At 65.6% G+C, this 23916-nt stretch carries 18 protein-coding genes and 1 tRNA gene; 8 read left to right on the forward strand and 11 right to left on the reverse strand.

Features of this window, described 5'->3' with window-relative positions; all coding sequences use genetic code 11:
* Positions 1-96: 96 nt before the first annotated feature.
* Positions 97-1551, reverse strand: coding sequence for an LssY C-terminal domain-containing protein (locus QP997_RS05535; RefSeq protein ID WP_284846487.1), 1455 nt, complete (start codon positions 1549-1551; stop codon positions 97-99).
* A gap of 187 nt (positions 1552-1738) precedes the next feature.
* Positions 1739-1809 (reverse strand) — tRNA-Gly (locus QP997_RS05540).
* 210 nt (positions 1810-2019) lie between these two features.
* On the opposite strand from QP997_RS05540, the gene dcd reads away from it, so the two are divergent.
* The gene (dcd, locus tag QP997_RS05545) at positions 2020-2586 is read left to right on the forward strand and encodes a dCTP deaminase (protein WP_041628532.1); all 567 of its coding nucleotides are present in this window, start codon (positions 2020-2022) and stop codon (positions 2584-2586) included.
* A gap of 74 nt (positions 2587-2660) precedes the next feature.
* On the forward strand, positions 2661-4115 hold the full coding sequence (locus tag QP997_RS05550; protein WP_284846514.1) for a UDP-glucose dehydrogenase family protein: 1455 nt from the start codon (positions 2661-2663) through the stop codon (positions 4113-4115).
* A 36-nt stretch (positions 4116-4151) separates the two neighbouring features.
* Here the strand turns inward: QP997_RS05550 and QP997_RS05555 are convergent, their stop codons facing one another.
* Both QP997_RS05555 and QP997_RS05560 read right to left on the reverse strand, forming a co-directional pair.
* Positions 4152-5396, reverse strand: a complete 1245-nt coding sequence (locus QP997_RS05555; RefSeq protein ID WP_284781527.1) for a pyridoxal phosphate-dependent aminotransferase — start codon at positions 5394-5396, stop codon at positions 4152-4154.
* A 45-nt stretch (positions 5397-5441) separates the two neighbouring features.
* Positions 5442-6311 carry a hypothetical protein gene (locus QP997_RS05560; RefSeq protein WP_284846488.1) on the reverse strand — a complete coding sequence of 290 codons (870 nt, stop codon included), beginning with the start codon at positions 6309-6311 and terminating at the stop codon, positions 5442-5444.
* 174 nt (positions 6312-6485) lie between these two features.
* Between QP997_RS05560 and QP997_RS05565 the strand changes: the two genes are divergently transcribed.
* Positions 6486-7565, forward strand: coding sequence for a CE1 family esterase (locus tag QP997_RS05565; protein WP_246821177.1), 1080 nt, complete (start codon positions 6486-6488; stop codon positions 7563-7565).
* 48 nt (positions 7566-7613) lie between these two features.
* Entirely contained in the window at positions 7614-8225 is a 612-nt protein-coding gene (locus QP997_RS05570) for a DNA-3-methyladenine glycosylase (protein WP_284846489.1), read from the forward strand.
* Between the two features lie 55 nt (positions 8226-8280).
* Here QP997_RS05570 and QP997_RS05575 read toward each other — a convergent pair whose 3' ends face one another.
* The 3 genes from QP997_RS05575 to QP997_RS05585 form a co-directional block, all read right to left on the reverse strand.
* Positions 8281-9291, reverse strand: coding sequence for a hypothetical protein (locus QP997_RS05575; RefSeq protein ID WP_148811317.1), 1011 nt, complete (start codon positions 9289-9291; stop codon positions 8281-8283).
* A gap of 301 nt (positions 9292-9592) precedes the next feature.
* Positions 9593-13204, reverse strand: a complete 3612-nt coding sequence (locus QP997_RS05580; protein WP_284846490.1) for a (Fe-S)-binding protein — start codon at positions 13202-13204, stop codon at positions 9593-9595.
* A 217-nt stretch (positions 13205-13421) separates the two neighbouring features.
* Positions 13422-14363, reverse strand: a complete 942-nt coding sequence (locus QP997_RS05585) for an alpha/beta hydrolase fold domain-containing protein (RefSeq protein ID WP_284846491.1) — start codon at positions 14361-14363, stop codon at positions 13422-13424.
* A gap of 298 nt (positions 14364-14661) precedes the next feature.
* Here QP997_RS05585 and dnaK point away from each other — a divergent pair, with 298 nt between their 5' ends.
* Positions 14662-16515, forward strand: a complete 1854-nt coding sequence (dnaK, locus tag QP997_RS05590) for a molecular chaperone DnaK (protein WP_284846492.1) — start codon at positions 14662-14664, stop codon at positions 16513-16515.
* Positions 16515-17177 carry a nucleotide exchange factor GrpE gene (gene grpE / locus QP997_RS05595; protein ID WP_284846493.1) on the forward strand — a complete coding sequence of 221 codons (663 nt, stop codon included), beginning with the start codon at positions 16515-16517 and terminating at the stop codon, positions 17175-17177. Before dnaK ends, grpE begins: the two co-directional genes overlap by 1 nt.
* 224 nt (positions 17178-17401) lie before the next feature.
* Here grpE and QP997_RS05600 read toward each other — a convergent pair whose 3' ends face one another.
* Complete coding sequence (locus tag QP997_RS05600; RefSeq protein ID WP_284846494.1) at positions 17402-18382, reverse strand: hypothetical protein; 981 nt, start codon at positions 18380-18382, stop codon at positions 17402-17404.
* 204 nt (positions 18383-18586) lie between these two features.
* Here QP997_RS05600 and dnaJ point away from each other — a divergent pair, with 204 nt between their 5' ends.
* On the forward strand, positions 18587-19795 hold the full coding sequence (dnaJ, locus tag QP997_RS05605; RefSeq protein ID WP_284846495.1) for a molecular chaperone DnaJ: 1209 nt from the start codon (positions 18587-18589) through the stop codon (positions 19793-19795).
* Between the two features lie 26 nt (positions 19796-19821).
* Positions 19822-20286 (forward strand): heat shock protein transcriptional repressor HspR, encoded by a 465-nt coding sequence (locus tag QP997_RS05610; RefSeq protein ID WP_284846496.1) that lies wholly within the window; start codon positions 19822-19824, stop codon positions 20284-20286.
* 86 nt (positions 20287-20372) lie between these two features.
* Here QP997_RS05610 and QP997_RS05615 read toward each other — a convergent pair whose 3' ends face one another.
* From QP997_RS05615 to QP997_RS05625, 3 genes are all read right to left on the reverse strand, one after another.
* Complete coding sequence (locus tag QP997_RS05615) at positions 20373-21902, reverse strand: basic amino acid/polyamine antiporter (RefSeq protein ID WP_284846497.1); 1530 nt, start codon at positions 21900-21902, stop codon at positions 20373-20375.
* A gap of 72 nt (positions 21903-21974) precedes the next feature.
* Positions 21975-23264, reverse strand: coding sequence for an alpha/beta hydrolase (locus QP997_RS05620; RefSeq protein WP_284846498.1), 1290 nt, complete (start codon positions 23262-23264; stop codon positions 21975-21977).
* A complete protein-coding gene (locus tag QP997_RS05625) occupies positions 23261-23821 on the reverse strand; it encodes a hypothetical protein (protein WP_284846499.1) in 561 nt (186 codons plus the stop codon). The genes QP997_RS05620 and QP997_RS05625 overlap by 4 nt, the downstream gene beginning before the upstream one ends.
* Positions 23822-23916 lie beyond the last annotated feature (95 nt).

Below are 23916 nucleotides of genomic sequence, written 5' to 3' on the forward strand. Positions count from 1 at the left end.
TTCTTCGTTGCGGAGGCGTTCTGTCGCGGAGACGTTCCGGTGCGGGGCGTTCCCCGGGCGCGTTCCTGCTCGAATGTCGAGCGCGGGTGGCGCTTCCTACTCCACGGATAGTCCACGGTTGGGGTGGCGCAGGTTGTAACTGACCACCTTGTCCTCCCGGCCGCCGCTGACCCAGCGCCTGGAACTCTCGGAGGAGATGCTCATCACCAGCACCAGCGCAACGGCCACCATGAAGAGGTTGCTGGCCACGTGGTGCTCGGAGGTTGCGGCGGCCAAGAGGTCGCCGATGGAGATCAGCGTGATCGTGACCATCAGCAGCACGCGCGCCCATCGGATGCGCATGAAGGTCAGGGCCAGGAATAGCAGCGCTGCCAGCGCCCCGATGAAGTGCCCGTAGAGCACCCAGGTCTGCTTCAGCGAACCAGTCACCCAGCCGATACTCGCCAGCTGGGTGCCGGAACGCCACGCGGTGAAGATCGCCACGATGGCGGTCAGCGCACCGACGATGTTCATCTCGGCCGGCGGTAGCTCCTTGTCCCGCTTACGGCTGGCCTCTGACTCCTCCTTGCGCGCCTGCACGCCGTCGCGCACCTCGGGAACGTCAGCAAGCCTTTCGGCCGCGCCGGTGACGTCGACAATCGGAAGGTCACCATCCGTGACGATCTTGTCCCCGCCGCCGTTGTGGCAGATGTACGGGGAGGAGAAGTCGGGAAGGATATTCACCGTGATCTCCGGGTCGACGTACTGCAGGGTGCCGATGAGGTAGTCGCGCTCGGCGTCCGTGTCCTCGTCGATCTTGTGGGTGACTTGCCCGGTGAAGCTGGACAGCCCCACGCCCCGGTCGTAAGTCGCGCCGGCCATCCAAGCGACCTTCTCGCCGCCCGGCAGCGCCCAATCATCCGGGGTGCGCCACAGCCGCACGTGGTGGCGCTTGGACGCGCTGCCGGAGTCCTCCTGCTGATAGGCGAAGGCCTGCGAGCGCTTGAAGATCACCAGCGGGCTGACCGGGGCTGCCGGGTAGGACTTCCGGAACACGCTGGATACGGCAATCTTCCAACTGGAGCGCAGCGTGATCTTGTCCGCTTTCGTCCAGCCCGCGGCGAGCAGCACTGCGTGGATATCCTCCTCCGAGCCGTGCAGCGCAATATTCACCGGGTCGCCCAGCAGTCCATCCGAGGTGCGGGCGCGGGCGACGAAGTAGTCCGGCACGTAGACGAAGGTGAATAGCTGGTGCATGCGCGGCAGCGAGAGGTACGCGAGCACGAGGAACCACCAGATCACCCAGATCAGGCTCTTGGTTTCCATGTTGAAGCCGTTGAGGATCATCAGCGCCAGGTACCAGGCGGTCAGGGCTAGGGTGACGATGATGAAGAAGGCGTCGATGGCGGTGTAGACGGAGAGTTTGCGCTGCCCCTTCGTCGTATCGTTTTTCGGCTGATACTCCGGGTACTCCTCCGGTACCGGGTAGGGGTTCTCCTGGTCGCTGATCCGCGTCAGCTTTTGCTCGCCTGCCTGCTCTTTTTCCTGCTGGCTGGCCTGCTGCTGCGCCATCTTTGTGGTCCTTCCTTCTGTCCCCGGGGCGCTCTTAGTTTTAGGACGTCAACCTCGCCCTGGCGCCCGGCCTGCCGGTAGAGATTCGGCAGGGTGATGGTGGATATGAGTGTAGCGGGGAGGGGTGGATTATCCGGTTCGGGATAGCGAAAACCCCGGTGCGCTTGCGCGCGCACCGGGGGAAATGAGCCGATGACGGGAATCGAACCCGCGTATTCAGCTTGGGAAGCTGACATTCTACCATTGAATTACATCGGCAAATGTGTCCTGGACACTAGCGATTAAGTATAGGGCACGCGCCGGGGAGCAGCCAAAAGGCCAGGCCGTTAGCGTCGCGTCCGTCGCTGCACGGTGGTCAATGTCGAGTGTCACTCGGTGGCCAATGTCGACTGTCACGCGGTGGCTCAATCCGAGCCCCGCTCAGTGGTGTGGGGGTTCGGCGCGGGTTGCTCGGTTAGACTGGGAGACGTGCTTCTTTCAGATCGTGACCTCCGTTCAGAAATCGCCGCCGGTCAGCTCGGCATCGAGCCTTTTGATGCCTCGATGGTGCAGCCCTCCTCTGTGGACGTGCGGCTGGATAGCCTGTTCCGGGTGTTCAATAACTCCCGGTACACCCACATCGACCCGAAGCTGCCGCAGGAGGAGCTCACCACCCTCGTGGAGGTGGAAGGCGAGGAGCCCTTCATCCTGCACCCGGGGGAGTTCGTCCTCGGCGCGACGCTTGAGAAGTTCACGATCCCCGATCACCTGGCAGGCCGCCTGGAGGGCAAGTCCTCGCTGGGGCGCCTGGGGCTGCTGACCCACTCCACCGCGGGCTTCATCGACCCGGGTTTCTCCGGTCACATCACCCTGGAGCTTTCCAATACCTCGAACCTGCCGATCGCCCTGTACCCGGGGATGAAGGTCGGTCAGCTGGCTATTTTCAAGCTCTCCAGCCCCGCTGAGAACCCCTATGGTTCGGGTGCGGTGGGCTCGAAGTACCAGGGCCAGCGCGGTCCGACTCCGTCGAAGGCTTATCTGAACTTCCGCAAGTAGCGGCCCCGATCCAGCGTCGCTGACGCGCTGCCCGTCACGCAACCGAATCCGTGCGTATTGTGTGGGGCATGCGGATGACTGTTGTCGGCACCGGCTACTTGGGAGCAACACACGCAGCGTGCATGGCCGAGCTCGGCCATGACGTGCTGGGGGTGGATACCGATCCAGCGAAAGTCGAAAGGCTCAACGCTGGCAAATCCCCGTTCTATGAACCGGGATTAAAGAAACTGTTGAAACGGGGGGTCAGCGCAGGAAAACTGCGCTTCACCACCGACCCGTCGGAAGCCGCCGAGTTCGCGAAGACTCACTTCCTCTGCGTCGGCACCCCGCAACAGGCCGGCGGTGCGGGTGCTGACCTGAGCCAGATCTACGCCGTCGTCGACGCCCTGGCCCCGCTGCTACGCGGCGATCACGTCCTGCTGGGTAAGTCCACCGTCCCCGTCGGAACCACCCCGGTGCTGCAGGAACGGATGGACCGGCTCATCCAGGGCGCGGCGGCACAGACAGCAGCCAAGAAGGCAGGCAGCAAGAAGGGCTCGAAGGGAAAGAAGAATCCCGCCCCGGCCGCGAGCTGCACCGTCGCGTGGAACCCCGAGTTCCTCCGGGAATCCACGGCGGTGGACGACACCCTGCACCCCGACCGCATCGTCGTCGGGGCGCGGGACGAGGACCGCGAGGAGGTCGAAAAGCTCGTCCGGGAGATCTATGCCGAACCCCTGGCCGAAGGGGCGCCACTGATGATGATGGACCCCGCCACGGCGGAGCTGGTGAAGACGAGCGCGAACTCCTTCCTCGCCACCAAGATCAGTTTCATCAATGCGGTCGCCGATCTCTGCGATGCCTCCGGCGGGGACGTCACGGCGCTCGCCGCCGCCCTGGGGGCCGACCGTCGCATCGGAAAGTCCTTCCTCCACGCTGGTCTCGGATTCGGCGGTGGTTGCCTCCCCAAGGACGTGCGTGCGTTCATGACCACCGCCGAGGAGCTCGGTGCGACCGGGGCCAGCGGCCTGCTGAGCCAGGTGGACGCGATCAACAACTCCCGTCGCGACAAGGTGGAGCACATGGCCCACGAGGTCTTCGGCGGGGACGTCACCGGCCGGAGCATCACCGTGCTGGGCGCCGCCTTCAAACCCCGCAGTGATGATGTGCGCGAGGCGCCGGGCGTGGACATCGCTATGCGGCTCTACCAGGCCGGGGCGCATGTGCGCATCTACGATCCGAAGGCGAAGAAGACCGCCCGCCTGGCGGCCCCCGAGCTGCAGCACGCCCCCACGCTTCCCGAGGCTCTGCAGGGCGCGGAGCTGGTGATCGTGGCCACCGAGTGGCCGAAGTTCCGCCGGTTGAAGCCGGCCGAGGCGCTGGCCGCCGTGCAGGCCGGTCCCGCCCCCGGGGCGGGAGTAGCGCCGGGGGAGAAGAAGAAAAAGAAGGCGCCCACCGTGATCGATGGGCGCAATTGCCTGGACCAGCAGGCCTGGGAGGACGCCGGCTGGCGGGTGCTGGCGCTCGGCCGCAGCCGCACGCTCGCCTAAGTCCACGGCGCACCGGGGAGGGGGTGCGTCCGGCTGCTACTGGCGGTAGCTGGCCAGGAAGTTCCCCAGCCGCTCGATGGCGTCCTTGATATCGCGGGCCCACGGCAGCGTGACCATGCGGAAGTGATCCGGGGTCGGCCAGTTGAAGCCCGTGCCCTGCACCAGGTGGATCTTCTCCGCGCGGAGCAGGTCGAACATCAGCTTCTCGTCGTCGTGGATCTCGTGGACATTCGGGTCCAGCTTCGGGAAGGCGTACAGGGCGCCCATCGGCTTCACGCAGCTCACGCCAGGGATCTCGTTGAGCTTCTCCCACGCCATGTTTCGCTGCTCCAGCAGGCGGCCACCCGGCAGCACGAGGTCGTCGATGGACTGGCGGCCGGAGATCGCCACCTGGATGGCGTGCTGGGCCGGAACATTCGGGCATAGCCGCGTCCCGGCGAGCAGCGTCAGGCCTTCCAGGAAGCCCTCCGCATGCCCCTTCGGGCCGGTGATGACCAGCCAACCGGAGCGGTAGCCAGCGACCCGGTAGGCCTTGGAGAGGCCGTTGAAGGTCAGGCACAGCAGGTCCGGGCACAGGCTCGCGATGTTGATGTGCTCGGCGTCGTCGTAAAGGATCTTGTCGTAGATCTCGTCGGCCAGGATGAGCAGGGAGTGCTCGCGGGCCACGTCCACGATCTGCTGCAGGATCTCCTTGGAGTACACCGCGCCGGTCGGGTTATTCGGGTTGATCACCACGATGGCCTTGGTGCGCTCGGTGACCTTGGAACGGATGTCCTCGATGGAGGGGTTCCAGTTGTCCTCCTCGTCGCACAGGTAGTGCACCGGCTTACCGCCGGACAGGGACGTCGACGCCGTCCACAGCGGGTAGTCCGGGGACGGGATGAGGACCTCGTCGCCGTCGTCGAGCAGGGCCTGCATCGTCATCGTGATCAGCTCGGACACACCGTTACCCAGGAAGACGTCCTCGACGTCGAACTCCGGGAAGCCCGGGATGACCTCGTAGCGGGCGACGATCGCGCGGCGGGCGGAGATGATGCCCTTGGAGGTGGAGTAACCCTGCGCGTGCGGCAGAGCGGAGATCATGTCGCGCATGATCACATCCGGGGCCTCGAAGCCGAACTCGGCGGGGTTTCCGGTGTTCAGCTTGAGGATCCGGTGGCCGTCGGCGGCCATGCGCTCGGCCTCCGCGTTGACTGGGCCGCGGATCTCGTAGAGAACGTTAGCCAGCTTCGAGGACTGGTTCAGGTGGCGCAATTGGCTGGGGCGTAGGGGCTTACTCATTCTTCAAACCTTGCCAGGGTGGCAAGCGTTTCGCCAGCATTTCGGCTAGTTCCGTCCGCCGTTTCCGGTTTCCGCCCCGCCGTTGTTCCCGCCACCGCGGTGACCGCCGCCGGTGCCGCCGTCGCCGCCCGTGAGTCGGTCGATGACGTCGCCGGGGTTAGGGATGATGCCCTCGTCCCCGCCGTTGTTGCCGGTGCCGGGGTTCGGTTTCGGCTCGGTGTTGCCGTTATTTCCCTGGGCTGGTGGCTTTGGTGTGTTCGAGGAGGGCTTGCGCTTCGAGCTTGGGGCTTTGCTCGTGGTTTCCTCGGAGGGTTCCGTGGTGGTCTCCTCCGGCTCCGGGGCGGGTTCGTAGTAGCCGGGGTCGACATACCCCGGGTCCACGTAGCCACCGTTGGGTGCGCCGGCGTTCGGGTCGCGCTCGTACTTGCTGGTGGTGGTCGCCGCTGGGCGGGACGGGGTGATCGCGCCGGTGGGGGACTCGTTAGCCTCCGCGGTGGTCTTCGCTTTGCCCATGAAGAGGATTCCGAAGGTGATGGCAGCGATGACCGCCACGGTCAGGATGATTGCCATCCAGCCCCAGGTGGGGAGCTTTCCCATGGGGGACTTCATGTCCGAGGCGAGGTTTTCGCGCCAGGGGCGGTCGTCCTCATCCAGTTCCTCGGGGTTCTGGTCGGCCTCGGTGCCATCCTCGTCCGTTGCCTCGGGGGAGTCGCCCGCGACGGGGGAGGCTGCGGTATCGGCGTTCGTGTCAGCGTCGGCGTCGACGTCGGCCTGCGTGCTGTCCTGAGGGGTGTTTTCCGTGGGGTTGGACGGTGCCGGGGTGGCGCCGTCGGTCGTGGCCTCGGGCATCTCCGCGTCGGTTGCGGGCGTGCTTGACCGTGCGACGTCTCGCTCAGAGTTGCCGGGGGTCGTCATTAGCTCGCCTTCTTACGTGGGGGGGACGGCGGGGGTTAGGACTGAAGTTTATGTTCTTCGATTCAGTGCCGACAATCGTGCAGGTAGGTCGCTTATCGGAGGGCTGGCGAAAAATTCCAAATGTTACTGGTGTTACTCGTGTGACTTCTTTCCTGCTTGATGTAAGATGCGAGAATGCTGAAAAACCTTAAAAATCGCCGTGGGTTCAAGCGTGCCGCCGCCGTGGCTTTCAGCGGGCTGCTGGCGCTGGGCTTGGGCCTGGGGGAACTGCCCACCACACCAAAGGCTGAGGCGCAGCTGCCACCGCTGCCAGCCGTCCCACAGTCTTCCGACTTCCAGCTCCCGCAGGTTCAGCTGCCGAACCTCGGGGACATCCGCCTGCCGAACGGCCAGCGGGTGCAGGACGCCCTCCCACCGGGCTCCAGCCTGCCGGGCGCGCCAGCACCGGCGCCGAAGGGTCGCCCGAATAACGCGAAGCCAGCGCCGCGCATCGGCAATGGCAAATCCATCAACGTGTACACCAAGTCCACCGGCCGCAACCGCCGGTACATTATGCACGTCCCGACTCACTACAACCCGAGCCGCCCCACCCCGGTGATCTTCGGCTTCGACGGCTGGCGCGATAGCCCGGAGAACTTCCGCCGTTACTCCCGCCTGCATGAGACGGGTGCGGCCCGCGAGGCGATCCGCATTTACCCGGAGTCCATCAACCACGGCTGGGAGGGCGCACCGTACGCCACCGTCCGCGGCGGCGAGGACCTGCGCTTCGTCACCCAGATCATCGACGAGGTTGACCGCACCTACAACGTTGACCGTCGCCGCATCTACGCGACCGGTCACTCCAACGGTGGCGGCATGACCGCCGTCGTCGCGTGTCACCTGCCGCACGTCTTCGCGGGTGTCGCGTCCGTGGGCGGTGCTTACTACAACCCGGTGAACTCCGGCTGCAAGAACCTGCCGATCCCGATCCTCGTGATGCACGGTACCGGCGACACGATGATGCGCTACCACGGCGGCACCCGCCACGGCGGGCGCCCGTACCTGAGCGTCCCGCGCCTGATGAACAGCTACAAGGCCCGCAATGGTTGCGCACCGCAGCCAGCGATCCACAACGTCCCGGGCGGCAAGCGCCACGTCTACCGCTGCGCCCGCGCTGAGACGCAGCTGATCACCAACCCGCAGAACCACACCTGGAACCGCGTGCCGGATGCCAGCCAGGAAGTCTGGAACTTCCTGAAGCGCCAGCGCCTCTAGGTCAGCGACCGGGGGCGAGCCGGAAGACGCCCGCCTAGGGTGGTGGGCATGACCTTCCGCCTCGACTTCCATCAATCTGCCGAACGCACCGCACCCCTCCTGTTGGGAGGGGTGCTTCGTTTTGGGCAAGTGGCCGTACGCCTCACCGAGGTGGAGGCCTACGTGGGGCGCAATGATCCCGCATCGCACGCCTACAACGGACCCACGCCCCGGTGCGAAACGATGTTCGGCCCACCGCAGCGGCTCTACGTCTACGCCAGCTACGGGATTCACCGCGCCGGGAACCTGGTGTGCCACCCGGAAGGCGAGGCGGGCGGAATCCTGCTGCGCGCCGGTGAGGTGATTGCGGGCACGGAGCTGGTGCGGCAGCGGCGCGGGGAGAAGCATGCCGAGGAGAACCTGGCCCGCGGCCCCGGAAACCTCGGCCAGGCTATGGGCTTCGACCTGCACCTCGACGGTTCGCGGGTGATCCAGGTCGACGACGCGCTGGGTGTGGCTGACCCCGAGGAGGGGGTGCTGTACCTGCAACCGCCGGCGGAGCGGGCGGAGTTTGTCGCTGGGCCGCGTATCGGGATTTCGAAGAATGTGGCCGCCCCGCTGCGCTTCTGGATCCCGGGGGATCGGACGGTCACCTCCCCGCGCGGCCGGCCGCAGCGTTAGTCCAGCGCTTTACCGCTGGGTGGGGCGGTGGGGCGCTGGGCTGCGAACAAGGTTTCTAGCAGGGGCTGGAGTAGTCCGCGACGCGCTGGAGCTTGCGGGCGTTGCCCTCGCCGCGGTTTTCGGCGGCACACACGCCAGCCAGGTCGTTGCCGTATTTGATGTAGACGGGGTAGACGTACGCGCCGTCGACGCGGCCACGGAAAGCCGCGCATTGGTCGGGGTAAGTAGCCTCTGCGCCGGGATGGGCCGCGAGGCTCTTGCGGACCAATGGCTTTGGATCCTGGCCCGGGGGCACCACGACGGAATCGACGATCAGCGCGTAGCTACCGTCGCAGGGCGGGTACGGCAGCCAGTCACCGCCCGGCGGGAGGTCGTCCGAGGGCAGCGCGCTGTTGTGCTGGGAGCCGGAGGCGGAATCGTCGCTGGAAGATGATGGAGTGTCATCGCACAGCAGGTGTCCCTGATACATCTTGTTCACCAGCCGCGGCGGCACCTTGTCCTCAACCAGGGTGTCGCGCTCGTAGCACGGGCTGAGGGCTCCGCTCGAGTGGCGGCCATGGTTTTCGTAGGTGCGCCAGGCATCGCCCGTCCAATAGAACAGCTTGGTGTGGTCGGTGCCGGTGTCACCAACGAGGGCCCATGTGCCATCGCAAAAGGAGCTGGTCGGGCGGCGCATTCCGGATCCAGAGATTGCTTCATCGCAGGAGCCCTTGCTCGGGGTGGTGTCCTCTGTGGTGCTGGTCGGTGACTCCGATGTTTCGGTGGTGGGCGTTGCGGTGGCCTCCGTCGATGCAGTGGAGGACGGTGCTTCCTGTGCCGTCGAAGTTTCCTCCGATGAGCTGCGTTGCTTGAGGTACCAGCCACCCCCGCCGACGACCGCGAGAGCGAGGAGCACGATGAGAGTAATGATGACCGGCTTCTTCGAGGAACCTTGTGGTGTTTCAGGGCCGTCGGATCCGCCGGGCGTCGGGGGCGGGTTGTTACCCCAAGAGCTGGTGCCTTGATTGGGGGACGGGCTCGGTTGCTTCCATGGGTTTTCTTCGGCCCAGGGGTTGGAAGGTTCCAATGGTGCTCCTCCATATAGTCATGTGATTACCTGCGGATCACATGTTTCAGGCTTCCTGCTTGCGCCGTAGATATTACATTTTCCGACACTGTGGAGATGGCGAAATGGGAGTTTCGTACCGGGTGTATCCGGCTAGGTCAACCCGAGGATAGTGGTTGGAAACGGCGGCAGGGGCGTGCAATGTGATGGGGCGCTATTTATCGAAGGGGATTGCTGCGGGGTGCCGTATAAAAAGAACCGCACCTGCTACCGAAGCAGGTGCGGTTCTTCAGTTCAGAGGCGGTGCCTCTTGGCCCGGCCCTTAGGCGTTAGGAGCGCCTGGGGCGCCCGGTGCGCCCGGGGTGTTGCGGGTCAGCTTGATGACCCCACCCTCGGTGGTCGCGCCACCGGCCGGCTTATCCGCCGCCGGAGTGGCGGGAGCCTCAGCGGCCTTCGGTGCTTCCTCGGCTGGGGTCTCCTCAGCGCCAGCCTCCTCGGCTGGAGCCTCGGCCTGCTCTTCGGCAGGGGCCTGTGGCGCTGCTGGCTCCGCTGGAGCGGCTGGCGCAGCAGCCTGCGGGGCAGCAGCCGGTGCGGCAGGAGCCGCGGGAGCGCCCGGTGCACCCGGAGCGCCCGGGGTGGAGGCAGCGAGCTTAATCACGCCACCCTCTTCGGTTGCGCCCGATGCTGGTGCAGCAGCCTGTGGTGCCTCAGCTGCCGGGGCAGTAGCCCCAGCTGGAGCCTCTGCCTGCTCGCTCTGCTCGGCTGCCGGTGCGGCCGGAGCCTCAGCTGGTTCAGCCGCTGGAGCTGCTGCAGGGGCAGCTGCCGGCGCAGCCGGTGCACCCGGAGCTCCTGGTGCGCCCGGAGTGGTGCTGCCCAGCTTGATAGCGCCGGACTCGGTCTTCTCCGCAGCCGGTGCTGCTGCTGGCTTCTCAGCTGCAGCGGAGCCCTCGCTTGCCGGAGCTGCTGGAGCAGCCGGAGCCGCTGGAGCGGAGGCACCCGGGGCTGCCGGTGCGCCTGGAGCACCCGGAGCGGCAGGAGCCTTTGGCGCAGCTGGGGCGGAAGCGCCCGGAGCCGCCGGAGCACCCGGTGCGCCTGGAGCACCAGGAGCGCCCGGTGCAGCAGGAGCTGCTGGGGCCGATGGCGCACCTGCAGACGGTGCAGCAGGAGCCGCTGGAGCACCCGGAGCCGCTGGGGCACCTGGAGCTGCCGGAGCACCCGGAGCAGCAGGAGCCTTCGGTGCAGCCGGGGCGGAAGCACCCGGAGCCGCTGGAGCACCCGGAGCTGCTGGAGCGCCTGCAGACGGCGCCGCCGGAGCACCCGGTGCCGCCGGAGCACCTGGTGCCGCTGGGGCAGCCGGGGCGCCCGCAGCAGGAGCTGCTGGGGCACCTGGTGCGGCCGGAGCAGCAGGAGCACCTGGAGCAGAAGGAGCAGCCGGAGCGCCACCAGGCGCGCCCGGAGCGGCGGCAGCGGCACCCGCGGCGCCAGCTGCTGCGGCACCACCGGCGGCAGCGGCAGCCTCCTTCTTCTTCTTGTCCTCGGCAGCCTTGGCCTCCGCCTTGCGCTTCTTCTCCTCTTCAGCGCGGCGCTTCTCTTCCTCAGCGGCCTTACGCTCGGCCTCCTCGCGGGCCAGCTTCTCCTCGTCGACCCAGCCACGCTCAGGGGCGGCCAGGAACTCAGGGGAGCGTGGTGCCGGCAGCTCGCCGTCGACCAGGATGGACTCGCGGAACATCTGGGCGATGTCCAGAACCTGGGTGCGCTCGCTCTTGTCCTCGATGTCTGCCTGACGGTTGTTCACACCGTCGTTGATCATCGTCTTACAGAACGGGCAACCAATCGCGATGGCGTCCGCGCCGGTGGCCAGCGCCTCGTCCGTGCGGTTCAGGTTGATGCGGGAACCGAGGTCCTCCTCCATCCACATGCGGGCACCACCAGCACCACAGCAGAAGCCGGTGTTGCGGTTGCGTGGCATCTCGGTGAGCTCAGCACCGGAGGCGCCGATCAGCTCACGCGGGGCGTCGAAGACCTTGTTGTGACGGCCCAGGAAGCACGGGTCGTGGTAGGTCACGGTACGGCTGGAGTTCGGCGTGTTCACCGGCTCCAGGTAGCCCTTCTGGACCAGCTTGTTCAGCAGCTGGGTGTGGTGGATGACCTCGTAGTTACCGCCCATCTCTGGGTACTCGTTACGCAGGGAGTTGAAGCAGTGAGCACAGGTAACAACGATCTTGCGCTGCTTCGGCGGCACGCCCTCGAAGGCGTTGTCCAGGATCTCGATGTTCTGCTCAGCCAGCATCTGGAAGAGGAATTCGTTACCGGCGCGGCGGGCGGAGTCACCCGTGCAGCCCTCGTTCTCACCCAGGACGGCGAACTTCACACCAGCGGTGTACAGCAGCTCCGCGACCGCGCGGGTCGTCTTGGTGGCGTTGTCGTCGTAGACACCGGCGCAACCGACCCAGAACAGGTACTCGGTGTCGTCGAAGTTCTCGATGTCCTCGCCGAAGACCGGCACCTCGATGCCGTCGGCCTTTGCCTTCTCGATCCAGTCGGAACGCTGGCTGTTGTTCTGGCCCCAAGGGTTGCCCTTGGTCTCCATGTTCTTGAACAGGCCACCCAGCTCGGTCGGGAACTCGGACTCGGCCAGCACCTTGTAGCGGCGCATGTCGACGATGTGGTCGATGTGCTCGATGTCCACCGGGCACTGCTCGACACAGGCACCACAGTTGGTGCAGGACCACAGGACGTCCGGGTCGATAACGCCCATCTCGCCCTCAGCGACCAGCTGCAGCAGAGGCATGTCGGAGTGCGCCTCGGTTGCCGGGTCCACCTCGGTGGCGTCCCCGGTGAACAGGCCACCACCGGTAGGCGCGGAGGCCTTCTCCAGCAGATACGGGGCGGAAGCGACCGCGTGGTCGCGCAGGTCCATGATGAGCTTCTTCGGGCTCAGCGGCTTCTCCGTGTTCCAGGCCGGGCACTGCTCCTGGCAGCGGCCACACTCGGTACAGGAGGTGAAGTCCATCCAGCCCTTCCAGGTGAAGTCCTCGATGGAGCCGGCGCCGATGTTATCCGTGTCCGGATCGGCGTTTTCCATGGTCAGGATGCGACCCTGGGAGGTCATCGGCTTCGCCGCGCCGAGCGCGTTACGGCCGTCGGAGTTGCGCTTCAGGAAGATGTTGAAGAACGCCATGAAGCGGTGCCATGCGACACCCCAGGTGATGTTCTGACCCACGATGAACAGCCAGACCATGCCCGAGAGCAGCTTGATCAGCGCGAAGATGGAGACCATCAGCGGGGACTCCGGCAGGATCTTCGCGATCTGCATCGTCAGGAAGTCGGTGGCGGCGTGGCCGCCCTCGTAGCTGGCGAAGGTGGCGATCTTGCCGGCCTTCACGAACATCATGCCCAGGCCCTCAAGCAGGACCACGATCTCGACGAAGTACGCGGCCTTGGCATTGGAGCCGTAGAAGCGGGCCTTGCGCTCCTTATCACCGATGTTCTGGCGGATGATGATCAGGGCGATGATGCCCAGCGTGGTGCCGATACCCAGGATCTCGTCAACGAAGTGGTAGACGGCCCAGTTGCCGATGATCGGCCAGCCGCCCTCCGGGTTGAAGGTCTGAATGTAGGCCTCGAACCAGACCAGGGCGCCCAGGAGGAAGCCCACCATGACGAACCAGTGGGCGATCGCGACCCCCGGTTTCTTGGCCATCTTCGTGTGACCCAGGATTTCCTTGATCAGGTTGCCGAGGCGGGCGCCGGGGTTATCCGTGCGCTTCAGCGCCGGCTGGCCCAGGCGGATCGTCTTGAAGATCTGCAGGGCACCGCGGATGAAGAAAATCCAGGCTGGGATGGAGAGCAGCGCGCCAATGATCCCCAAGGGGACCGTGACATTCCACGGAATGTCAGTGCTTGTCGCCTGCCCTGCTGCAAGCAGGTACATGGAGTACTCCTTTATAAGCCAGTCTCGGATGAGCTGGATACCTATAATTCCGTTACTTCATGCGTACGTTAGCAGCTTAACCGCAGGTATATACACTTTTTCGGCGCCGCTCGGGTGGCGAAATAAGCAATAGAAATGTTGCGTAAATTGTGTCCTAACTCACGAATCGGCGCTCTACCACTAGTGATGCGGGACACAGGGCCGTTGGAGTTGCGGTTTAGTTCTTCTGCCCCTGCGCGATGCGGACCATCTGGCGTCGGTCGCGACGCCCCTCGCTTGTCCGGTGTAAGTGGTACATGTAGACGGTTCCTTCGACGCGTGTGACTTCCACCGCCACGTCCGCGTTCTTCAGATCCTTCTCGAGTCGGCGTGCGTCCCGCATCGGCTGGCTGTGTCCGCCGACGAAGACGTGGAAGGCGGAGCCTGCCCACTGGCGCCACTCCTGGCGCCCCATGACGCCGGGGTTGACCTTCACGTTATTCAGCTGGCCGCCGGCCCAGCGATGGGAGACCTCCTTGAGGTAGGACGCCACCCTTCCCGTGTGTTCCTGCTGCCAGCCGCTGGCCACGAGGTCGTACCAGGGGTCGACGAGGATGACGTTGGCGGGGCTGGCGTCCGGTAGGAATGCCAGCAGGCTGCCCAGGGCAAGTGCGGCACCGGAACCATCGGCGATGACCGTGATGTTCTCCGCCCCGTGCTCCTTCAGGAGGTCCTGATAGGCCCGGCGCACCAAGGGGACGGCTTCCCGGGCGGTGTAGTCCGGGAGTCGGCCAGAAAGGGGGATGTCGACGCGCAGGCCTGCGTCCACCAGGTCAGTGACGAAGCGCCAGGCGGCGGTCGGCATGTAGTCGGAGAAGTCGCCGCCCGGAATGTAAAGGACCGCGCGCTTAGCGGTCTGTTGGGGTGTGAGTTCGTCGAGGGCCGGCGCGTTCGGGTCGTACTCCTGTGCCTCGGCGGACTGGGAATCGCCGAAAACCATCTGGGTGATGGAGTAAATGGGAAAGCCTGAGTGCCAGTGCTCGAAAACGGCATAGTGCTGGCGCACCTCGTGGGGCGGGTCCGGCACGATGGCGGTCTTCCGGGCAATGCCGGTTTGCTTTTTGGCGCGCTGAACGCGCGGGTCTGGAAAGAGTGCGGCGATGTGCATCGACAGGCTCATGGCTGTTTAGCCTAGTCTGCCCTGCGGAAATCGTGGAAGCTGAGCGCATTGCACTCAATTTGGCTTGACCAGGAATGAAATCTCTGGATACTGGGTTACAGAAGTTGAGGCGCTGGCACTCATGCGGAGCCTCCAGCACCGCCGAAGGGCCTAGAGCAAGTGAAAATCGCTAGCTTTCAAGCAAATTTTAAAGATTTTCTGGATGCTGGGAATAAAACTTGAGTCTAGGGCGCTAAGGCTTAGTGAGAGGCTCGCAAGGGCCAGTACATAAAACCCACAACAAAAAGGAGAAAAGACAATGGGACGCGCAGTAGGTATTGACCTGGGAACCACGAACTCTGTGGTGTCGGTGCTCGAGGGCGGCGAGGCAACCGTTATCGCCAACTCCGAGGGCGCACGCACCACGCCTTCCGTCGTAGCTTTCGCTAAGAACGGCGAGGTTCTGGTCGGTCAGTCCGCTAAGAACCAGGCGGTCACCAACGTGGATCGCACCATCAGCTCCGTCAAGCGCCACATCGGCGACGACAGCTGGAACGTCGAAGTCGACGACAAGAAGTACACCGCACAGGAGATCTCCGCACGCACGCTGATGAAGCTGAAGCGCGACGCTGAGTCCTACCTGGGCGAGGACGTCACCGACGCGGTCATCACCGTGCCGGCTTACTTCAACGACTCCCAGCGCCAGGCAACCAAGGATGCCGGCCAGATCGCAGGCCTGAACGTCCTGCGCATCGTCAACGAGCCGACAGCCGCAGCACTGGCATACGGCCTGGAGAAGGGCGACAAGGAGCAGACCATCCTGGTCTTCGACCTCGGTGGCGGTACCTTCGACGTCTCCCTCCTGGAGATCGGCGACGGTGTCGTCGAGGTCCGTGCAACCTCCGGTGACAACAAGCTCGGCGGTGACGACTGGGACCAGGCGATCGTCGACTGGTTGGTCGAGAAGTTCAAGTCCGCCAACGGCATCGACCTGACCAAGGACAAGATGGCCCTGCAGCGCCTCCGCGAGGCCGCTGAGAAGGCGAAGATCGAGCTCTCCAGCTCCCAGCAGGCAAGCATCAACCTGCCGTACATCACCGTCGACGGCGACAAGAACCCGCTGTTCCTGGACGAGACGCTGACCCGCACCGAGTTCCAGCGCATCACCCAGGATCTGCTGGACCGCACCAAGAAGCCTTTCCAGGCCGTCCTCAAGGACGCCGACGTCGATATCAACGAGATCGAGCACGTCGTCCTGGTCGGTGGTTCCACCCGCATGCCAGCCGTGACCGACCTGGTCAAGGAGCTGACCGGCGGCAAGGAGCCGAACAAGGGCGTGAACCCGGACGAGGTCGTCGCTGTCGGCGCGGCCCTGCAGGCCGGTGTTCTGCGCGGCGAGGTGAAGGGCGTCCTCCTGCTCGACGTCACCCCGCTGTCCCTCGGCATCGAGACCAAGGGTGGCGTGATGACCAAGCTCATCGAGCGCAACACCACCATCCCGACGAAGCGTTCCGAGACCTTCACCACGGCTGAGGACAACCAGCCTTCCGTGCAGATCCAGGTCTTCCAGGGCGAGCGCGAGATGGCGCAGCACAACAAGCTGCTCGGCTCCTTCGAGCTCGGCGGAATCGCTCCGGCACCGCGTGGTGTCCCGCAGATCGAGGTGACTTTCGACATCGACGCCAACGGCATCGTGCACGTCACCGCGAAGGACAAGGGCACCGGCAAGGAGAACACGATCAAGATCCAGGATGGCTCCGGCCTCTCCCAGGACGAGATCGACCAGATGATCAAGGACGCCGAGGCTCACGCTGAGGAGGACAAGAAGCGCCGCGAGGAGCAGGAGGTCCGCAACTCCGCAGAGTCCACCGTCTACCAGACCCGCAAGTTCGTCGAGGACAACAAGGACAAGGTCTCCGAGGACATCCAGAACAAGGTCGAGGAGGCAGCCAAGGCTGTCGACGAGGCCCTGAAGGGTGAGGACATCGAGGCCATCAAGGACGCCATGGAGAAGCTCTCCGCGGAGTCCCAGGAGATGGGTAAGGCCATCTACGAGTCCGAGGCAGCCCAGGCCGGCGAGGCAGGCGACGCTGAGGATGCAGGCTCCGAGGATCCGAACGTCGTCGACGCTGAGGTTGTCGACGAGGACGACAGCGAGGATGAGAAGAAGTAATGACGAACGCACACACCTCCGGCGAGATGCCGGATAACCCAGGTGATCCGGCGGTCACTGACCCAGAGGCGGATGCGGCCGTCGACAATGCCGGCGAGGCGCCGGGCGAGTCCCCCGACGCGGCCGTGAAGGCCCAGGAGGACGCCCAGCGCGACGCCGCCGAGGCAGCAGCCGACGACGCTGCGACCGACCTGGCCGACGGCGACGACACGGTCGACCCTTCGGTGGATCCGGAGGCCGCGGTTAGCCCGGCTGAGGCCGAGCTGGCCGAGCGCACCGAGGACCTGAAGCGGGTTACCGCCGAGTATGCCAACTACCGTCGTCGCGCTGAGCGCGACCGGGAGGCAGCGGTGGAGGCGGCCAAAGCCGGCCTGGCCACGGACCTCCTGCCGATCCTGGACGACCTGGATCTGGCAGCCGAGCACGGCGACCTGACCGGGCCGCTCAAGGCAATGTCCGACAAGCTGAACACGGTTCTGCGCGGGGCCAAGGTTGAGGTCTTCGGCGCCGAGGGCGATGCCTTCGACCCGGAGCTTCACGAGGCCGTGCAAGACATGTCTTCCGGCGACGAGAAGGCGGTCGGCACCGTGCTCCGCAAGGGCTACCGCATGGGGGAGCGCGTGCTCCGCCACGCGATGGTCGTCATCGCAGATCCGCAGTAGCGGCGTAAAGTAGCGCCGAACCGGGCCGGCCGGCGCGCCGGTTGATCCGGGAGCTGGCTCTGGGGCTTAACCCTGGGGCCGCGGCGTGATCGCTTGAAACGCATAGGAAACCCCAGCACCGCCCGGTGCTGGGGTTTCGTGCTGCCACGAGGTAGGGGCGGGTGCGGGGCTGTGCGCGGGGCGCTTAGTTTTCTGGGCACCACCGGCCGGCCTGGAGGAAGGGACTAGAGGCCTGGCCCGCCTGGGCCTGGGTCGCCCGGTCCATCCGGTCCGCCGAACCCGAAACCGCCGTCGCCGTCCAGGCCATCGCTGATGCGTCCCATCAGGTACGGGGTGGGCTTGACCTGGATCTCCACCTGGCGATCCTTATCGCCCCATACGACGTCCGTGAACGTGGTGACCTCACCCATGTGCAGCAGGTGCAGCCGTGGGCTGATCTGGCCTGGCTGCGAGCTGTATTGCTCCGCAGCCATCGTTGCCATCAGTCCGATCGAGCCCATGAGGTCATTGCCATTGGTGACCTCACGCGCCAGGGTCAGGTGGCGGTGCGGGCTGGCGAAAATGATGCCCGAGCTCAGGTCCACATCGGGGCGATGACGGCCGAAAAGCTCCTCCAAGAACAGAGGGGCGGAACCGGCGTAGTAGGAGCTGGACTCGATGGACCACACCATCTCCGGGTCCTGCTCGCCGTCATGGGGCAGAACGCCCGAATCCGAGCGCACTTCCCGGAAATGCAGGTCGGACTCGATGAGGTCCTGCCACAAGTTGCGGTATCCCATCCGGTAGAGGTGCTCCACCAGGCCGCGGTCGTCGAGGTCGCGCTCCGTGAGCGCTCGAATCCCGCCGGGGCGGTCCAGGCAGAGGCGCACGATGAGGTCATCGGCGTAGGGGCGGACGGGGGAGTCCTTATCGAACTGGAAGGATCCCTTCGGCGCCACGCCCAGCTCCTTCTTGACCGGCGCCAGGCGCACGCGCATCGCGGCATAAAAATCCGCATCACGCATCTGGGAAACCGGGACCTCGGTGGGGGCCTGCGGGGTGACGTCCTGCGGGGCCGCGGGGGAGCCGTCCGCCTCGCCATTCAAGTTCGCGGCGTCCGGAAAAGCGGCAGCTTCGGGCTGCTGAACCGGGGCGCTTTCCGCACCGCTGGTGGCGGCGGGCTGGCCGAAGAGCCGTTCAAACCAATTGGGCTTCCGAGAGGTCATATCCCCCAGCCTAACCGTTCGGGCGGAAAACCCCAGAAGAAGGAATACTTTGCCCGCAGAATCGTTGAGGTCGAATGGAAGCGCAAAGTTCAGCGCGGTAGACTCAAGGTTGAGTGTTGGGGCGTGCCCTGAGCAGCGCCGAACGGTACCGCGCAAAAAACGCAAAAGTTTAGAAACAGCAGATTAGAGCGAAGGTAGAAGACAATGAACCGCGAATGGATAGACAAGGATTATTACAAGGATCTCGGCGTGAGCGAAAGCGCCAGCGCTGAGGAGATTAAAAAGGCCTACCGCAAGATCGCGCGGGACAATCACCCGGATAAACACCCCGGCGACACCGCGGCTGAGAACCGCTTTAAGGCTGCTTCCGAGGCCTACTCCGTCGTGGGTGACAAGGAGAAGCGCAAGGAATACGACGAGCTGAAGTCCATGGTCGCCTCCGGCGGCATGGGCGGCAGCTTTAGTGGTGCCCCAGGTGGCTTTAGCGGCTTCGGCGGCGGTGGCGGCGGCCGATTCAGCGGCTTTAGCGGTGGCACCGGGATGGGCGAGGAATTCAACATCTCGGACATCTTCGGCGACGTCTTCGGCGGCGCAAACAGCGGAGGCGGCGGCTTTAGCGGCTTCGGCGGCGGTGGCGGGCGGCGCCAACGCAAGCGCAGCCGGGGCGCGGATGTAGAAACCGAGATCACCCTCGAATTCCGCGAAGCCACCAAGGGCGTGACCGTGCCCATCCGGCTCACCAGCGCGGCCCCCTGTACCAACTGCCACGGCTCCGGCGCGAAGCCCGGCACCAGCCCGCGCACCTGCGGGACCTGCAGCGGTAACGGGCTCGTCTCCGAGGACCGGGGCGCCTTCGGCTTCTCCCGCCCCTGCCCGGACTGCTCCGGCACCGGCACCCGCATCGAGGACCCGTGCCCGGACTGCTCCGGCACCGGCCAGCAGCACCGCCCCCGCACCATCACCGTCCGCGTCCCGGCCGGCGTAGTCGACGGACAGAAGGTCCGCCTGGCAGGGCAGGGCGCCGCGGGCGAACGTGGCAAGCCCTCCGGCGACCTCTTCGTCACCGTCCACGTCAAGCCGGACAAGGTCTTCACCCGAAGCGGCGACGACCTGCAGCTCACCGTCCCGGTCAGCTACACCGAACTCGTCCTCGGTGGGGCGGTCACCGTCCCGACCCTGGACTCGAAGGTGCGCGTGCGCATCCCACAAGGCACCGCGGACGGCACGACCCTCCGGGTGCGGGGACGCGGCGTCCACAAACGCAACGGCAACAGCGGCGACCTGCTGGTCACCGTGAAGGTCGAGATCCCGAGCAAGCTCGACGAAGGCGCGATGAGCGCCCTGCGCAGCTACGCCGAGGAGGAGAAGCGCTCCGGCTTCGACCCTCGTGCCAACTGGGCCGGTCGGGACTAAGAGCCAGGAAGTGGAGGTGAAAGCCAATGTCTGAGGCAAGCAAAAAGCAGGGCCCGAACGAGCAGGCCGGGCCGGAGGCCGGCACGGCCGGGACCCACGGGAAGGGGGAGGAGCAGGAGCAGGAGGTCTTCGTGATCTCTGTGGCCGCCGAGATCACCGGCATGCACGCCCAAACCCTGCGCACCTACGACCGCATGGGGTTGGTCACCCCACAGCGCACCCGCGGCGGCGGGCGGCGCTACTCCCGGGACGATATCGCCCAGCTGCTGGAGATCCAGCGACTCTCCCACGAGGAGGGCGTGAACCTCGCGGGCATCCAGCGCATCATCGAGCTGGAGGAACGGCTGCAGGCTGCACAGCAGGAAAACGCGGTGCTGCGCCAGCAGCTGGCCAATGCCCGAGGCGAATCGCGGGGCCGCAGCCGCGGCGAGATCGTGCACGTGCCGCGCTCCACCGCAGTGGTGCTGTGGGAGCAGCGGCGTAAGCGCTAGCAGTATGGCTAGCCAGTCTGCCGGTGAGACGTTTCAGGCCCGCTCCCTACCTTGGGGCAGCGGGCCTGAAGTTCATTATTGGCGGTTTAGAGCGCGATCTCTCCGGTGAGGATGAGCCAGAGCCCCGCGATAGAAGAAACAGTCACAATAGCAGCGATCAGCCATTCGAAGGCATTGAAGATCCGCTCGTTCGCGGAAATCCGGGTGAAGATGTAGATGATCATGCCCGGCATCACCAGCAGCGTTCCCAGCAGCACGAAGCGCAGGTCGGCGGCGTAGAGCAGCCACAGCGAGTAGATGAATGCCACCCCGCCGAGCAGCAGGTGAACCCGGTTGGTGGACTTCGGGATCTCCGGGCCGGAGAGGTTGAACAGGCGACCGGCATCTGGGTGGGCGATGCCCGCGCCGCGGGTGGCCAGGAACAGCAGGTACAGCGAGCTGAAGACGTAAGGCAGCAGGTAGAGCGAGGTCGCCAGCTGCACCATCGTGGAGTACGTGGACTCGTTGAGGTAGAAGATCACGATGAACACCTGGATAATCACCGCGGAGAACAGCTGGGCGGTAACCGGGGCGCCCTTCGGGTTCGTCTTACCAACGAACTTCGGCAGCAGGCCGTCCTGGGCCATCAGCATGATGGGCTCGGCGCACAGCATCTGCCAGGATACATAGGCTCCCAGCACACTGATGCACAGGCCGATGGAGATCAGGCCCGCGCCCCACGGTCCGACGACGAGCTCCAGGACCTCTGCCATCGAGTTATCACCCATCGCGGCGAGCTCCTCGCGGCTGGCCACACCGAAGGACAGGAAGCTGACGAGCACCAACAGCAGGAAGACAACGAGGAAGCCCAGCAGGGTGGCCAGGGAGACGTCCTTGCGATGGCGCGCCCGCTTGGAATAGGTGGACGCACCCTCCACACCGATGAACGCCCAGACGGTGAAGAGCATCATGCCCTTGACCTGGTCGGCCAGGCTGCTGACCTGGTTGCCGTCCTCACCGAAGGTGGCGGCCTGGCCCCAGAAGTCCGCAGTGAGGACCTCCGGCTTGAAGCCCACGAAGGCCACCAGTACGAGGAAGGCGATGATCGGCAGGATCTTCGCGACCGTGGCGACCACGTTCATGATCGCTGCCTGGCGCACGCCACGCGAGAGCACCAGGAAGATCATCCAGGTCAGCGCGGAGACCGCGAGAGACTGAACCAGGGGGTGATCGCCACTGAAGATCGGGAAGAAGAAGCCCAGCGAACTGAAGAACAGGGTGGCGTAACCCACCTGCGCGATGATCGTGCCCAGCCAATAACCCCAGGCCGAGGCGAAACCAATAAAATCGCCCAGCCCGGCGCGCACGTAGCTGTACACGCCCGAGTCGAGGTGCGGCTTGCGCTGCGCGAGAGCCTGGAAGACATAGGCCACACACAGCATGCCGATGCCGGTGATGATCCAGCCGATCATTGCCGCGCCTGGGGAGGCCACCAGTGCGATGTTCTGCGGCATGGCGAAGATGCCGGCGCCCACAGCGCTGCCAACGATCAAACTGACAAGGGTGCCAAGCCGGACGGTGCGCGGGTCGTCGGCGACCAAGACCTCCGGGGTGGACGGCTGAGCGTTAGTCTTCATCTTTCGTAGGCTACAGCGAAGAAAGCACCGACGCGAATAAAACCGAAAAGGGGGTATTCCCTGGTGAGAAGCCTATTCGCGGAGGGCTGCCACCACCGCCGGATCGTTGTAATAAGCGCTGTGGGAGCCCGTCTCTCCACCAGCGGCGAGCCGCGCGTCGTCGACTCGGTCGATCCCGTATTCCAGGAGCTGAGAAATGCCAGCACGCTCGTCGTTGCCGCCCGGGTTCAGGAGGGCATCGGCTCCGAAAAGCGGGGAGGTGGGGTCGACGCCGTGGATGCCATGGTTCTTCGGGAGGACGGCGGCGGGGTCGGACGCCAGTTTCCCTACAGTGGCGGCGGAGCTGATGTTTTCGATGAGGTCGCCGGGTTCGGTGTAGGCCTCGACCCGCGCGCCGGGGTTGATCCGCAGCTCGCTGGCGTGGTTGACGGGGACGCCGGGGCTGCCGAGGAAGGTGACGCGGTCGGCGTCGAGGCGGCCGTCGGCCGCGCCCTGACCGACGACGACGGAGCCGTAGCTATAACCACTGACATGCAGCGTGGCGTCGGGGTTGATCCGGCGCAGGCTGTCCTGGAAGGCCCGAAGCCGGGCGCCACCCGTCGTGGCGAGCTCTCCACTGGCACCGCTGATCAGGTTGCTGGGGGCGTGGTAGCCGTTCCAGGACACCACCGCGACCTTCTCCCCGGCGAGTTGCTGGGCGAAGCGCACCTGCTTGGCTTTGGCGGCGTCCTCGCGGGACCCCACCCCGCCGACGAGGGTGATGACCCGGTCTGCGCTGGCGACATCTCCGACCACGGTCGCGGTGCCGTAGGGCAGGTTGATGCTCTGGGCGGGCATCACGGCCGCCCCACCTGGTTCGGCCCCACCCCAGCCGACCACGGGGACCGGGCGGGCGTGGGAAGCCAGCGCGTCGACGGCGGTACCGGTCGCCGAATCGACAGCCCGCACCAGCGTGAGCGCGGATTGCGCGATACCGGTGAGCACGCCGGTCAGGGGCTGAAGTGCGGGAACCGCCGTGTGTGCCACGCCTGCACTGTCGATGTGGATCATGGGCTCAACCCAGCGCAGGGCTTTGAGGATGTTTTGGGCGACCTGCAGTGTCCGGGCATAGCCGCTGGTTGAGGTGCCGCACAGTCCGGCTGCCCAGCCCGTGGAGTCCGCCTGCGTGAGCGCGGTGCTCAGCCGGTGGTGCGCCGCGTCCGCCGCCGCGCCCTGCCACACCTCCGGGTCGGTCATCCCCAGGCCCCGGCACTGCGCGGCGAGTTCGGAGATGTGATTGCCGGCATCCGACCAGGTGCGCGCCTGCTCAAGGATCTCGCCGGTGGCCGCGTGCTCCACCGCGGGAACCGTCACTCCGTTCATCGCGACTCACCTCCACCGGTGGGAGCCAGGCACCGTGCAGCCACCGAGTCGGCCGCGGTGTTGGCGTCCTTAAATGACGAGATATCGGCACTCATCCGCTGCCACTGATCTAGCTGGGAACGCAGGGCGGTGGGGATGGCGGCGTTGGCGTGCTCCGCGGCTGCACCCATGCGTGGCCCGGGACCGGGAATCAGCCCTGGGCTGAGCCTTTCGGCCTGCTCGGAGGTCTGCGCGTGGAGCTTCTCGCTGGCCATGAGGACGTGCTCTAGGGCGATGGGGTCGAGGTTCAGGACGTCGCCGTAGTCCAGCTCGGTCTTGCTGTTTCCTGCTTCGCGTGGCTCACCGGATGGGGCACCAGGGTCGGGGGAGGGAAGCCCGCGCAGGCTGGCCTCCACCTGGTCCGTGAGTTCTGCGTGGTTGGTGAACCCCACCCGGGCGCGTTCGGCGAGAGCCTGCTCGACATCCTCGGCGGTCTGGTTCGCTGTGCTGGATACGGTGTCTCCGATGCGGCCGAGGATCTGCTCGATCCCGGGTGCGAGCATGGTGGTCTCTGGCATTGTTCCCCCTCGTGTTCGGTGGCCTGGTGGCGGGTCTACTCGCCGCCTGCGGCCGGTGCGTTTAGGAAAACACCGCCGGCGGGGCGGTGGTAGGG

This window comes from Corynebacterium sp. MSK039 (genome assembly GCF_030232315.1).
Classification (GTDB): Bacteria; Actinomycetota; Actinomycetes; order Mycobacteriales; family Mycobacteriaceae; genus Corynebacterium.